We start from the raw sequence: 14599 nt of genomic DNA, 5'->3' as shown, positions 1-14599 counted from the left end.
CACGCCCTCCCGATATATTCGGAGGGCGTGCCGTATTCCCCATCATTGTGCAGGTCTCACGTTCTTATAAGGCCGGCATATATGGTGGGCTTAGCCAAGGATTTCACGGCTGCGGGCAATGAGTGGCGCGATAGCATCCCGGTTGGTGTGGTCGTAACCTTCAGCGATATGGTCTGCTACGGCCACAGCCCATTCTCCGCGATCGCGGTATTTCTGGATGCGCTTGGCGAACGTTTTAAGAAGAGCCTTTTCGATAGGGTTTAAGCCTTCGTAGCGGACTCCGCCTTCAAAGTAGAAATAGGAGTAATCTTCGCGGGCAAGTTCGGTGCGATTGAAGGTGCGGGCTGCCGAACGATAATCGCGATCTGGGTGCTGTGGTGTGCCGCCGTTTGCCCACACGATAATCTTCTTTGACGTGGCTAGGCCAGCTTTTTTGATCATCTTGCGGAACGTATCGAATCCGCGGATAACCCCCATGCGCACGCCGCCTCCGTAAACGATCAGATCATAATTTGCTAACCGCACGCTGCCATTTTTCACGGCTGGAATCAGATCGGCGAGCGTGTAGAGATCGGCATCCAATTCTTCTGCGATCCACTGGGCGTAGGTGCGGGCGAATCCGGTGATGGAGGAGTAGATGACGATCGAGCGTTTCATGTTTGCGACACTTTCCGATTTGGTGCTAAGAAAATTCATTCATGTTGAGCTATAACTTAGGTGTAAGCTGAGCTCTTTTGGTGCGAACTCTCATATTTTACCGGGATGTTAGCGACATATAAAGTTAGGTAAGGGTTATTATCTGGAGAAATGCGCCGTAATTGTGCCGTTTTCAGGATCGAGCGTCACCTCGCCGCCATATGGAAGAATCGCTTGTGGGCGGGTGTGCCCGAACGGGACACCTGTTACCACCAGAAGATCATTCCGATACTGACTAATGTTGGACAACACATATTCCAGATAAGCCATCCGTCTAGCCTCTTTCACGTAATCTGGTGCAGGTGCGTCCCGATCGTCTACAACAGGCTGAGCAAACATCAACGCGCTAGCCGCCTCAAGATATCCGCGTTCGCCTAACGCCCGGATCCATCGCCCAACATAATCCGCCGGCGGCAGCAGCTCCGACGTTTCAAACATCAACACATGCCCGGCAAGATCGCTCGCGTCAGGCAATCGTCCAGCCAACGCCATCTGATCGATCACTTCCAAGCATCCGCCCCACGTTGGGCCACGAACGATCGAATCATTCCCAAAGAATTCCACCGGCATAGCGGGTTCGCGCACGCTCGCCTCACTTAATGCCCGTGGATCAGACCAATCCAGCCCGTAATCTTCAGACGCATCAACAGATTCCACCACCACATCGTCGCCAAAAAGAGCACCCCGCAACGTCTCAACGTGGATCGGATCAAGCCCCGGGCCAGACCCCAGGTGAAGTTGTGTTCCGCCGCCGTGGAACCCGCCAATACCGTGCTGCCACAGCCAGGCAAGAATGTTGGTGTTGTCGGAATATCCGAAGAATGGCTTGGGATCGGCCAGCGCCAACTCGGGATCAAGCAGCGGCACCACGCGAATCAGATCGTCTCCGCCAACGGTGGTGAAAATAGCCCGGATGCTCGGATCGGCGAATGCCGCATTCACATCTGCGGCGCGCTCTGCCACGCTCGCCCCCATGGCTCGCGTGGTCGGAAATTCCACCGGTTCCAGCCCAAATTCGCTTCGGATCCGGCCGAGCGCCTGTTCGTGGAGCTGCGGGAAGTAGGCAGGTGCGGCCCACGCAGGGGAGAGCACGGCAACGCGATCGCCAGGTTTAACGCAAGGAGGAATAAGTCTAGCCATGCTCTCTACTCTAGCGTTTGAATGGAGGTGGGCCGTAAAATGATGCCATGAATGATTTTTCTCAGCTTGTTTCTGCGCGTCATACTGTTCGGGATTTTGATTCGGCGCCGGTGCCGGATGATGTGTTGGCGGAGATTTTTGAGGATGCTCGATGTGCTCCGAGTTGGTCAAACACTCGCCCGTATCGGTTTGCGCTGGCATCGGGGGATACCGCGCGGCGCTTGAAGAATGCGTATGTGCGTGAGTTTGAGGCGATGAGCCGTGCTCAAGCTGAGAAGGTGGCCCCGGATATTGACGGGGATTACGATATTTTCGCGCGTTATCCGGATGAGTTGCGTGCCCGCCAGATTGAGGTGGGGGTTGGGTTATATCAGCATCTTGGTATTGCCCGCGATGATCGTGCGGGGCGTGCGGAGCAGATGCGGCGCAATTTTGAAGCGTTTGGTGCTCCGGTTGTTGGTTTGGTGTTTATTCACCGCGATTTTTTGCCGTTTTCTGCGATGGATGCGGGGCTTGTGTTGCAGACTATCTTTTTGTCTGCACAATCGCGTGGCGTTGATTCGTGCCCGTTGGGCGTGTTGGCTGGGTGGCGCAGGCCTGCGGATGAGGTGTTTGAGGTTCCGGAAGATTACGCGTTAGTGACGGGTTTTGCGTTGGGATACGGGACGGATGCGCCGATTAATGATTTTCGTGCAGCGCATCCGCCCGTGAAGTTCCTTGCGGAGCGCGCTTAGGCGTGGATTCCGTATTCTGGTTCGGCTTTCTTCACGATGCGCATGACTGCCATGGTGATGGGGGAGAAGCAGAGTTCTACGAGTGTTTTGTAGGTAAATCCTACAAGTAGGTAGTTGAGGAACGTTGCGAAGTCTGGGATTTCGAGTACCTGGGCTGCGAGTACGCAGAAGACGAGCGTATCAACGAATTCGCCGACGACGGTGGAGGCCGCCATGCGTCCGAAAAGCATTTTTTCGCCGGATCGCTTTTTCATCCGGACCATGGTGAAGGCATTGGAAAGCTGACCTGCGAGGAAGCCGAGGAGTGAGGCGACGACGATCTGCCAGACTGGGCCGAGCGTGCGTACGAGTGCATCTTGTCCGTCGTAAAAATCGGCTCCTGGAAGGGCAATCATGATCCAGTAGCAGAGTGCTGCGAAGACTGAGAGGGAGAAGGTGACGATGACTGCGCGGCGGGATGCTTTCCAGCCGTAGACTTCTGAGACGACGTCGCCAATAATGTAGGCTAGCGGGAAGAGGAAAAATCCGCCATCTGTGACGATGCTTCCGAACGTGACTGGCTTGGATGCGCCAATGTTGGACAGAATGAGGACGACCGCCATGAGGGCAACGAATGTTGGGTAAAGGCCGGTTCCAGTTGGTGCGAATTTTGCCTTGGTGGCAGTCATGAATTCTCCTTATTAATCGGTTAATAACTGACACAGCGACGCTCTCACTACCTCTACGGCGCGTATCTCACGTGCTGCCCCACGCGGTGTGCCAGCAAGTATTCTGCCAGAAAATGACGAGCTCTGACGAATCGGAGAGAAGGCATTAGTCTGTGTTATTTATGGCATTCAGATGTGCGATGCCACCTCTAATCTGATGGGTGAGTTGTTCGTTCGCAGGGGTTGCCGATCCAGGATCGATTCGTAATTCGATTTCGTTGAGTGAGCGCTTCCGGAGCATATCTGCATCCGCTCTTGTATCAATGTTTTGCTACAAGATTTTATGAGACGTGGGTGTTACTTAAAAGGTTCATCTCGCTTATTTGTCCACAGAATCTAACGAATGTGCATAAACAAGTTTGAGACGCTACTCTTATATCTTATGAAACGTGGATGTTTAATCGTGGCGCTTGGAACGCCGGCAAGCCCTGCTGTGGATGATATTAAGGCATTTTTGCGCACATTCTTATCCGATCCTGCAGTTGTTGATATGCCGCGTTGGATATGGAAGCCAATCCTCAATTCGATCGTTCTGCGTTTCCGGCCACCCAAGATTGCTCCTATTTATGAGCGCGTATGGACTCCTGAAGGTTCCCCGCTACGAGTCCACACCATCAACCAAGCACGCCACACCCAAGAACATCTTGATGGCGTGGTGGTTCGTTGGGCTACCACATACAGCCAGCCAGCAATTTCAGATGTGATCGCAGAGATGGACGTTGATGAACTTGTGGTGATTCCTCTCTATCCGCAATACACGCCATCAACAGTGGCGGATATCTGGCGGCAACTTGACGAAGTGGAACGAACCCCAGGAGCGCCACGCATTATTCGTGCCAAATCCTGGTATGACGATCTGGAATACATCACCTGGCATGCAGCCGAAATCCGATCCGCCATCGATTCTGCCGCGCAGCCGTATGACAAGATCATTTTCTCCTTCCACGGCGTACCAAACAGGCCCGCTCATCGCCCTGATCAATACCACGATCAGTGCGAGGTAACTACGAACGCCATCATGGATCGAGTGGGGAACGTGCAATGGGAAATGACCTTCCAATCCAAATTTGGGCCAGGAAAGTGGCTCCAGCCAGCCACAATCGGTAGGATGGCACAACTTCCATCAGAAGGAGCGCGGCGAATTCTTGTGGTTACGCCAGGATTCTTCTCTTCATGTATCGAAACGATCGATGAAATCGACCTTCTCAATAAAGAAGCATTCTTGAACGCGGGAGGTCAACACTTCCTAAGCATCACACCGCCAGACTCAACCGATGCCGCTGGGCGTATCCTGGCCAGCGTCTACCGTTCAACGAAGGCAAACACGATAAACTAAACCCATGGAAGAACTGTGGGTTTATCTCGGGCTCAGCGGCACCGTCGTCGTCACTATCGTTCTTACGCTTCTTTTCTTGATCGTGCGGCACTTGCTACGCGAAAACTCCCGCTTGAAAACGGAACTGAACGCGCGAAACGAACGCCCCGCGATCATCTCCCACGAAATTCGAACGCCACTAACGCTCATTAACGGCGCCGCGGAACTGCTTGCGGAAGGCCTGGCGGGGCCACTCACGGAACAACAACGCACCTTCGTCACAACGATCACCGAAAACACCACGCAAGTCATCAATATTGCGGAAAATTTCCTCATCGATACGCGACTCAAAGAATCACTCCCGATCGAACGGGAAGAAGTGGACGTACGCGCGGTGGTAGCCGAAACGGCACGGCACATGCGCCGCATAACGAACGTCCCCATCTACGTAGACGCGGCAGGCGGCCTACTGCCAATCTGGGCAGATCCGGGACTCATCAAACAACTCGTGTGGAACCTCGTCAACAACGCAACCCGCCACGCAGGCCCAGACGCCACGGTTAATGTACGCGTCAGTAACGCAGAAGGCGGGGGAGCACTCCTTATTATTTCCGACGACGGCGACGGAATCTCCGCAGAAGACCAAGAGCACATGTTCGACGCCTTCCGCACCGGATCCTCCAGACGCCCCGGAACCGGAATCGGAATGATGGTAGCCCAACACATCGTGCACGCCCACGGCGGATCAATCTTGGTAGACTCGTTATCCATGCACGGAACAGCAATCCACGTTGTTCTACCCGCCGGAGCCAAGGAGGAACAGTGAAACCACGAGCGCTCGTTGTGGATGACGAAGCCCAAATGGTCTCCATCGTCACGTTCGCACTAGAAACTCAAGACTTCACGTGCGAAAGTGCCACCACTCCCGCAAGCGCCTGGGAACTTCTCCAACGTAATCACTACGATCTGGTTGTACTCGACGTGTTGATGCCACGAGGCTCCGGAATCGACATCACGCGACGAATGCGGGCAGCTGGGATTGCCACGCCAGTCATACTGCTCACCGCGCTTGGGCAAGAATCTGATCGGATCGCGGGGCTCGAAGCCGGTGCCGACGACTACGTGACCAAACCATTTAGCCCACGCGAACTGGCATTACGTGCGCAGGCGATCGTGCGCCGTGCTACGCCTCAAGCAGAAGTGACCGATATAACTGTGGGGCCTGTGCGCGTAGATCTGCACGCCGGACGCGCCTGGTACAACGATGCGCTGATTACCGAAAGTCAAGCAGAAGTGGCCATCCTTGGGGTACTTGTTCGAAACCCGGATGCTGTTGTGGCAACTCGCGATCTCGTTGCTGCTGCCTGGGGAAAGAACGTCCACTCCGGCGGGCGGGAGATGGTGAAGACTACCGTGTACCGGCTTCGGAAGCATCTGGAGGCGGCCGGAATCGATCCGGGGATTGTGCGGAGTCATCGCGGATTGGGGTATTCGCTGGACTTTTAGCAGAACTGCTAAACAAGCGTGCGGGGCGCAATCCACTTGGAAGCGACGTTTTGCAGTGAAGTTTGGTAACAACGTGTTACCAAGTGTTACTCAAGATGGAGACGCTGTCACCAAGTAATGTTTACGATGAGTGGCATAAGAGACATCAATGACGATACTCGGAGGTATATAATGTCCGCGCAATCGAAGTCACTCGGCTTCCTCGCGGCTCCGCCAAAAGCTGCGCCGCTCCCACCAGAAAAGATTCCTGGAACCTATCGTTCCATGCGTCTGCAGGTATTTACCGGAATCTTCCTTGGATACGCAGGCTTCTACTTAATTCGGAACAACGTTTCCTTGGTTGCCGCAATCTTAAAAGAAAACGATCTCATGAACACCGTTGGCATCGGTATCGTTGCTAACGCTGTTCTCTTCGCATACGGCCTGTCCAAGTTCTTCATGGCTATGCTCTCTGACCGTGCAAACGCCCGCTATTTCCTTCCATTGGGGCTGGCGCTTTCGGCAATCATGAACTTGCTCATCGCCTTCGTTCCAGTCTTGTCCGCATCAGTTGGCCTATTCGCCATCGTGATGTTCATTAACGGCTGGTTCCAGGGCATGGGGTGGCCTCCATCAGGCCGCGTACTTGTTCATTGGTTCTCGACGAACGAACGCGGTTGGAAGACCTCGATCTGGAACTGTGCCCACAATGTTGGCGGTGCAGGCGTTGGCATCATCGCTGCCTGGGCACTGGGCAACTTCGCTACCTCTGGTTCTGATTGGACACCAGCATTCTGGGCGCCAGCAATCGTCGCTCTTATCGTGGCAGCCATTTCGTTCGTTCTCATCCACGATCGTCCAGAAGCCGTTGGTCTACCTCCAATCGAAGAATACCGTAACGATCCAGCCAAGGTTGAAATTGTTGATACTGAAGGATTGAGCTGGAACGACATGCTCTTCAAGCACGTCCTGACCAACCGCGTTATCGTACTCCTTGCAGTAACCAACGTGTTCGTCTACACGCTCCGTTACGGCGTGCTCAACTGGATCCCCGTATACCTCACCCAAGAAATTCACGGAGTGAACATCAAGGAAGGGATCATCGGCTTCGCAATTTACGAAGGCGCTGGCATCATCGGTACGCTCCTGTGTGGTTGGGTGTCCGATAAAGTATTTAAGGGATGGCGTTCTGGTGCTGGCCTCCTGTTCTTGGGCGGCGTTGGTATCGCTATCGCGATCTACTGGTTGCTTCCAAATACTGCACCGCTGTGGATCTTCTACGTGCTCATCGGTATTATTGGTGGCTTGATCTACGGTCCAGTGATGCTGATTGGCTTGCAGGCTATCGATCTTTCTCCACGCAACGTTGCAGGTACGGCAGCAGGTTTTACTGGCCTGTTCGGATACCTCCTTGGCGCAACCCTTGCTTCCTCCGGTGTTGGTATCCTCATCCACTACTTCGGATGGAATGTGACGTACGGTGTCCTCCTCGTGGTTGTTGTTCTCTCCCTCATCCTCATGTGGATCGTGGGTAAGGATGAACGCCGCTTGATGGAAGAACATTCTGCACGTCACTCATAGCGCAAGCCCGCTTTGCATAGCGCAAGCTCGCTTTGTATAGCCGAGCCTGATTCGTAACCGAGTCTGATTCGTAGCCGAGTCTGATTATTACGAGAATAGTGGCAAATATTGCCACTATTCTCGTAATGGTCAGCATTACCGAACCGTAGGCAGTGCATCGTGCCGTGCACAGGTAGTGAGTAGCGCGTCGTGCCCTATTATCGAACCGTAGGTCGCGCATCGTGCTCCGCACAGAAGCGCACTAGTGCAGGTACCATCCTCAACATTGCGCCCCCCATAATAGAATGGACGTCATGACCTCATTGTGGCTCCGCCGGCACCTTCCACGTTTTATCGTCGTGGTGGTTGTTCTGGTGCTCGGAATTGTCGGGATCAGGATGTCCCAAGATTTTGCGCCGCAACTTATGGTGCTGTGTTCGAACAACGAAGATACGTGCCACGCCTTGGTGAGAGGCTATGAACGAAGCCATTCGGTGCGCACGCAAGTAGTGCGTATGCCTACGTCGGAAGCCCTCGCATATGTGCGCTCCAGCAAGGATCGATCAGAGTTTGACGTGTGGGTAGGTGGCCCTGCCGAAGCCTACGTCTTAGCGGATCGGGATGGCCTCTTAACAGAACACAACATCGAAACGTCCCACATCCCAGCGTCCATGACCTCCCCAACGTGGATTGGCACCTACGGCGGCGTGCTCAGTTTTTGTGTTGGCGCAGATTCGCCCACCCCGCATACGTGGAACGATCTGGCCGCCTATCCTGGCCGCCTGGCTTTGCCGCTCCCGTTCACGTCAGGTACAGCAGCAACGATGCTCACTATCCAGCATGAACGTGGGGCTGATCTGCGCTATCTTCGCGCATTGCACGATCACGCAACCGTCTACACATCATCTGGCACGGATCCTGCCCGGCTTGTAGCACTCGGCAGGGTGGATGCCGCAGTTACGTTCGAAGCCTACTGCCCAACAGACGCGTCAAACCCCCGCGCCCCTCACCTCATCATTCCTCAAGATGGCACAGGCTATGAAGTGGGCGCGGGTGCCGTCCTGGCCCACGGCCGCAACGCCGCCGGCCGCGATTTCTTGAGCTACGTGGTGTCGCAAGAAGGCCAACACATAACGGCTTCTGCCGAAAATCAGAACCCTGTTTCGCTAGTCCTTCCAGATAATCTCTCACGGCGTCTAGCTCATTATCCAGCCCGCATATACACCGAAAACATCGTGGCAAACGCGGCGATCCGCGAGCGCCTTCTCACCCAGTATGCGAATGAGATCATGTATCCGGATGGGGTGGTTGGCCCGTTGTGGAGATCGTTGAGGTTGAGTTTTGGGGGAGCGCTGGTTGCGACTCTTGTGGGTGGCTTGCTGGCTCTTACGTATCGCCTTCATTTGCGTGGCCGAATCTTGATTCTCATTGCGGCGTGCGGCCCGATTTTGGTGCCATCGGTGGCCATTTCGTCCGCGCTCACGCAATCGCCTTTGGCGTTGGACCCATACGATTGGCCTATTGTGGTGGCCACGTTTGCGATATGTGGAACGCCGCTGGCGTTCGTGATTTTCTTGGCGCTTACGAGCAATATCACCACATCGCTGGTGATGAGTGCGGCGGATGCGGGGGCGTCGCCCACTTATGTGTTGCGCCGCTTGTACGTGCCGCGTTTATGGGCGCCGGCGGGCGTGAGTATTGCTGCCGTGACGTTGTGGTTTATGAATGACAATTCGGCGGGTGCTGCGTATGGTGGCCGCGATCATGCGTTTATTAACATGGCATTATCGGCGTTGCCGTTGGGGACGAAGGCGTCTGTTGCGGTGTTGGTTGCGTGTGGCGGACTTGCGTTGGCAGGTGCGGTTTTGACGTGGGTAGCGCTCACATATTTCCCAGTTTCGCACCGGTATGTTGTTGTTCGTTCGTGTGCGCCTCACCGTTTTTTGGCGCGGTTCTTTGCTCGCGAGCGTGCTCTGCTTGCGATTGTGGTAGTGGTGTGGGTTGTGTTGATGGTGTACGTTGTGGCGGTGATGTGGCAGGAGATCGATACGGCTGCGGTGTCACACGGGATGTTTGTTCGGCTTGGTGTGAAGTTGTGGCTTGGCGTGGCTGTCACGTGTGTTGCTGTGGTGGTTGGGGTTGCGCTCGCGATTCGCGGGTGGGTGCATCCGAATCGAGTTCACGCGGTGATGGTTTTCGTGTTGTTGAGTGCGCCAATTGGGATTGGTTTGTTGATGACTATGCTGTTTCGCCATTCGGTTGACGTGAGTGGCGTTCCGGTTTTCCCAGCGTTGGTGGGTGGTTATTCGTTTGGTAGTGGAAGTATTGCGGTGATTGTTGCGTATTTGGCGGTGGCAATTCCGCTGGCGTATTTCTTTGCGATTTTGAGTGTTCGGCCTGTTATGCATGTGGCGCAGGTGGCGCGGGATTTGGGTGCGAGTAGGGTTCGTACGTTGGTTGTGGTGTTGGCCCATGCAAGAGGGCGCCTTGTTGCGTTGACCAGCGTTGTGTTTGGTGTGACGTTAACTCAGACTGCCACGTTGGCTTTCGTTCAGCCTGCGTATCTAGCTGTTTCGGCACGTGACATGGTGAGTTTGGCGGAGCATGGCCGCGTGGGGGAGATTTATGCGGCTGCGTTGTCGGCGGGTGGGATTGCTGCCGTGCTGATGGTTATTGGGACGTTGGGATTTTTTGGCCGCAGTTTGTGGCTTCCGAAGGAGAGATTGTGAGTTTGGTTGTGCGTTCGTTGAGCGTTGCGGGAGTGGTTCGTGACGTGTCGTTTAGGGTTGACGACGCCGAGACGGTTGCGGTGATTGGTCCTTCTGGTTCAGGGAAGACGACGTTGCTCAACGCCCTGGCCGGATTCATTCAGGTTGATGCCGGTACGGTGAGTGTTGATGGTGAGGAGATTACGGATGTGCCTGTTAACGAACGTCCTACAGGCATGATGCTGGAACGTCCAACGTTGTTCGACATGCCGGTGGCAGACAACATCGAATTCGGGCTGGATGATGTTCGGCAAAGCGATAAACAGCGGGCAGATATGATGAGCATTATGATGTCGTCTTTCAATATCGCAGGCTTGGCACATAAGCATCCGAGTCAACTTTCTGGTGGACAAGCTCAGCGTGTTGCTTTGGCACGTACGCTCGTGCGCCGCCCACGCGTGCTCCTTTTAGATGAACCGCTGGCGCACTCCGAATCTGCTGTACGATTCGATATACACCGGGAATTGAAAGATCACGTTCGCAGATTGGGCCTCGCCGTCGTCTATGTTACCCACGATATAACTGACGCGTGCCTGGTGGCCGATCGTATTGTCGTCGTCGATAATGGAACAATCATTCAACAAGGAACCCCATACGAACTCTTCCATTCGCCTGGCACTGCGGTGGTAGCGCGGCTGATGGGAGTGCCAAATATACTTTCACGCGACCAACTGAACATCATCGATCCAGGGGCAAGCGGTAGCGCAGAATCGTATGCAATCACGCCTTCTCGAATCGATCTGGAACCAACGATCAACCGGGACGTTTTTGGGAAAACTGGGCTTATTATTCGATCTGTTTTTGCCCGTTCGCACTATGTTGTGGATGTAGAAACGGAAGCTGGAACGCTCGTTGTGTGGTCGTCTATGGATCTACGCGTGGGTGAATATTACGATGTGAATGTTCGTCACTTTTGTCCGTTGACGTGAAGGGATAGATCGTGTTTTTCAACGATCTATCCCTTCATGCCGGTTGCGAGGTTACGCTACTTTATCGGCTGTGTTGCGCGTACGGCGTGTCATGACTGCCATAAGGCCAAGCCCGGTAAAGAGTGTGGCAACGATGCCCATTGCGGCCAATGATTCTATACCAGTTTTGGCAAGTCCAGCGGCGGCTAAGTCAACGTCGGTGGGTGTGCAGGGGTTGCCGTTGGCGTCAAGCCAGACAGTTTTTGATCCTGCTGCGCCAATCGTGGGGCCAAGATCGAAGTGCCCATCGTTTGCACCCTTCGTTGAATCAACGTTGAATGTGAGAACAGTTGTGCCGGTCAGTTTCTTTCCGTCTTTGGCGGTGGTCGTCATTGTGATCCCCACCTTGTACGTTCCTGGTTTGCTAAATACCCAGTTGGGGTGAACGTGGCTATTAGGATCCAATGTGACTGAGCCTGAGGCGGACGTGCCTTGACCAGTGAACCATTTTTTCCCAACCAGTGTGCCGAATTGGCCGTTGGTGAATACTTCCATGGTTCCAGGGCCGGAGAAGGACGTTAACGCAAAAGTGGTTGGTCCTGTTGTTTTTTCTAACAGCGATGGCGACATCGTGTTTGCCCCAACCCATGGAACTCCTTTAACTTGTGTTGCAGAAATCATCCACACTGGTGCATTTGCTGGTATTGAACCGATAGCACTTGGGGCAGTGGTTTTTCCAGCGTTACCAATTGCGAAGGATAGTGCCTTTGGATCAACCCATGAGGCGGGGGCTTTACGGTCGTCTTTTATTTGTGGGATAAGGGTATCTTCGCCTTTGCCGCCGACCTTCTTGGGGAAACATTTTGCTACTGGTGTTGACGCAGCAGAATGCCCATGGGTTTCGTTTTGTGCTGGTGGCTCAGAACCGCCGTTTCCTGGCGTTTCGTGTGACGCTGGTGGTTCAGAACCGCCGTTTCCTGGCATTTCGTTTTGTGCTGGTGGTTCTGGTTGCTTCTTGTCGGTAATTTTCGTGTCATTGCCAACAAGCCATGTGTAGGTTGCAGTGTTAGATTTTGTTGCAGCTCCACCTGCGGTTGGGGTTGAGGTAGCGTGAACGGTCATTGTGTAGACGCCTGGTTTTGTGAAGAACCAATTTGTGTGGGCGTGTGCTGGATTTTCTTGGCGGATTGTAGAGTTTGCTTCAACACGATATTTTCCGGATGTGAATGCGGGGACGATGCCTCCCGTTGGGGCGGTGTTAAACATGTAGACGTCGCCTGGGCCCTCAATACGAGAGATAGTGATGTCGGTTGCGCCAAAATCTGGACGAACACTGTTGGTGTCCCATCCTGGGAAGAGGATTTTTTGCTGGTTCATCCCGTTATCGTCAAGTAAGTAGCCTTCTTTTTGTGGGATATGAGTAAGGCTTTCTGGCAAAGGGGTGTGTGCATCATTAGTCACCCGTAATGTGACATCTGCGGGATCACGTAGGATGCTTTTGCCAGTGGATTCGTCTTTGGCAACGAGAATAATTTTTCCTTCGCGGGCCATGACGTTGAAAACGTCGATATGGCCGTGATTGATTTCTACTTTCTCTTTTGCGTCAACGTAAGCGGAAATGTCTTGTTGGGTTGGGGAAGCAGGAGTGTTCTTTTCTGGTGCTTTTTTGCTGTTTGGATCTTTTTTGTCGTTTGGATTTTCTTTGCTGTTTGGATCTTTTTTGTCGTTTGGATTTTCTTTGCTGTTTGGATTTTCTTTGTCGTTTGGATTTTCTTTGCTGTTTGGATTTTCTTTGCTGTTTGGATCTTTTTTGTCGTTTGGATTTTCTTTGCTGTTTGGATCTTCTTTGCTGTTTGGATCTTCTGGGTTTGGTTCGACGACGAACGTGTAGGTTTCAGTATCGGAGGTAAGTTTTTCTCCGGTTGTTTTGGTTGCAACTGCATGTGCCTCTATTTTGTATGTCCCTGGGTGGGTGAACATCCAAAATCCGTGTGTGTGGCCTGCGATAGGCAAGGTGGATCCAGCAGTTAGGTATGCTTTATCGCCAGAAAGTGCTCCCTTGAGCGTTCCGTCAATTAGAGGCGTGTGTGCGAGAACTATCTCTCCAGGGCCATCTACTTTAGTAAATTCCACATGGATATCTTTGTATCCGTGATCGGTGTAGTTATCAACAGACCAGCCGGGCGAAAACATGTTAAGCTCTCGGCTAATCTTGTTCGAGTAGTAGCCTTTTGAATGTTTAATACTACCGTTGTAATCTCCCATCGTGGTGTCATAGCGTTCTTTAACGAACTTCATTGTGACACTGGCAGGTTTGCGGAATGTGCGATTGCGAGTCACGTCTTCAACAAGGGAGAGCCGAGGCTTGTCGCCGCTAGTTAGGACATAGAATGCGTCCATGTGGCCAGAGGTGAATGTTTGTGGGTCAGTCAAGATACCATCTTGGCTCACATGCCCATCGGATTCTTCTGCACCGTCAGAATCGTCGTCTGCATCGTCGGAATCGTCGTCGGAGGTGTCGGATGGACGAGAGTCTTCGCTAGGGGGAAGTACGTTAAATGTGATCGTGAATGGGGCGGATTCTATGGTTTTATCTGCCTTGCGTGCGGTCGCTTTTCCTGTGATGGTGTAAGTGCCGGCTTTATCAAAGAACCAATGAGCATGCTGATGGCCAGGTACTGGCAAAACAGTGTCCTTTTCGACGTAATACTTTCCGTCTTTAAGGAACGCTGGTGCCGGTTTGTCTTCTTCTAAGCTATTGCCGAACAAGGCGATATGTCCGGGGCCAGAAACATTGGTGAAATGTATGGCAACATCCGATACGGCTTTTTGTGGATTATCTAAAGACCAGCCTGGTTCGAAGTATCTATCGGCATTCGCTGTATAGTGGCCTGTTGTTCCTCCATGCTTGAGGAACGTGAACTCATGATCGTCACTGTATGTGCTCGGATCAATGGTGAATGTTGTGTTGTTTGGATCGTAAAGATTGTTTTGGATCCCGTGCCGTACTTTGACTGTGAGGGAGTCTTCAGAAGAGATAACGTGAAAAGCATCCACGTGCCCCTCTTTAAGATTGACTTTTTCAGATGCGTGGGCTGCTGGAGTGAGGAACATAAGTAAGAATGCGCTCACAATAGCAGTAACTGTTGAACGCACATGTACAAGTTTCATGTGTAACTTCCTAGTTCGTGCGGTGGATAAACTCAAATATGCAACGGAAAATTTTGCCGGTGCGGATCTTTAAGTATAAGGACACAATTACTCTATTGCTAATGAGAATCATTAG

General features: G+C 53.0%; 12 protein-coding genes. 7 read left to right on the top strand and 5 right to left on the bottom strand.

Annotation, left to right across the window (positions count from 1 at the left end):
- Positions 1-90: 90 nt before the first annotated feature.
- A complete protein-coding gene (locus ARCH_RS05765; RefSeq protein WP_013170344.1) occupies positions 91-657 on the bottom strand; it encodes a flavodoxin domain-containing protein in 567 nt (188 codons plus the stop codon).
- A gap of 138 nt (positions 658-795) precedes the next feature.
- A complete protein-coding gene (locus ARCH_RS05760) occupies positions 796-1836 on the bottom strand; it encodes an LD-carboxypeptidase (RefSeq protein WP_013170343.1) in 1041 nt (346 codons plus the stop codon).
- A 47-nt stretch (positions 1837-1883) separates the two neighbouring features.
- Here ARCH_RS05760 and ARCH_RS05755 point away from each other — a divergent pair, with 47 nt between their 5' ends.
- Positions 1884-2570: a nitroreductase gene (locus ARCH_RS05755; protein ID WP_013170342.1), complete on the top strand. Its 687-nt coding sequence runs from the start codon at positions 1884-1886 to the stop codon at positions 2568-2570.
- Here the strand turns inward: ARCH_RS05755 and ARCH_RS05750 are convergent.
- Both ARCH_RS05750 and ARCH_RS10325 read right to left on the bottom strand, forming a co-directional pair.
- A complete protein-coding gene (locus tag ARCH_RS05750; RefSeq protein WP_013170341.1) occupies positions 2567-3238 on the bottom strand; it encodes a queuosine precursor transporter in 672 nt (223 codons plus the stop codon). The two genes, ARCH_RS05755 and ARCH_RS05750, sit on opposite strands and share 4 nt — an antisense overlap.
- A gap of 145 nt (positions 3239-3383) precedes the next feature.
- Positions 3384-3518 (bottom strand): hypothetical protein, encoded by a 135-nt coding sequence (locus ARCH_RS10325; RefSeq protein ID WP_013170340.1) that lies wholly within the window; start codon positions 3516-3518, stop codon positions 3384-3386.
- Between the two features lie 141 nt (positions 3519-3659).
- Between ARCH_RS10325 and hemH the strand changes: the two genes are divergently transcribed.
- From hemH to ARCH_RS05720, 6 genes are all read left to right on the top strand, one after another.
- Positions 3660-4613 (top strand): ferrochelatase, encoded by a 954-nt coding sequence (gene hemH, locus ARCH_RS05745; protein ID WP_013170339.1) that lies wholly within the window; start codon positions 3660-3662, stop codon positions 4611-4613.
- 4 nt (positions 4614-4617) lie between these two features.
- A complete protein-coding gene (locus tag ARCH_RS05740; protein ID WP_013170338.1) occupies positions 4618-5418 on the top strand; it encodes a sensor histidine kinase in 801 nt (266 codons plus the stop codon).
- Positions 5415-6098 (top strand): response regulator transcription factor, encoded by a 684-nt coding sequence (locus ARCH_RS05735; RefSeq protein ID WP_013170337.1) that lies wholly within the window; start codon positions 5415-5417, stop codon positions 6096-6098. Before ARCH_RS05740 ends, ARCH_RS05735 begins: the two co-directional genes overlap by 4 nt.
- A 171-nt stretch (positions 6099-6269) precedes the next feature.
- Positions 6270-7658, top strand: a complete 1389-nt coding sequence (locus ARCH_RS05730) for an MFS transporter (RefSeq protein ID WP_013170336.1) — start codon at positions 6270-6272, stop codon at positions 7656-7658.
- Positions 7659-7951: 293 nt separating this feature from the next.
- A complete protein-coding gene (locus ARCH_RS05725) occupies positions 7952-10366 on the top strand; it encodes a substrate-binding domain-containing protein (RefSeq protein WP_013170335.1) in 2415 nt (804 codons plus the stop codon).
- Entirely contained in the window at positions 10363-11334 is a 972-nt protein-coding gene (locus ARCH_RS05720; protein ID WP_013170334.1) for an ABC transporter ATP-binding protein, read from the top strand. Before ARCH_RS05725 ends, ARCH_RS05720 begins: the two co-directional genes overlap by 4 nt.
- Positions 11335-11385: 51 nt before the next feature.
- Here the strand turns inward: ARCH_RS05720 and ARCH_RS05715 are convergent, their stop codons facing one another.
- Positions 11386-14484, bottom strand: coding sequence for a TIGR03773 family transporter-associated surface protein (locus ARCH_RS05715; protein WP_013170333.1), 3099 nt, complete (start codon positions 14482-14484; stop codon positions 11386-11388).
- Between the last annotated feature and the right edge of the window lie 115 nt (positions 14485-14599).

The organism is Arcanobacterium haemolyticum DSM 20595, assembly GCF_000092365.1.
Lineage (GTDB): Bacteria > Actinomycetota > Actinomycetes > Actinomycetales > Actinomycetaceae > Arcanobacterium > Arcanobacterium haemolyticum.
This window is presented reverse-complemented; position numbering and strand designations above follow the sequence as displayed.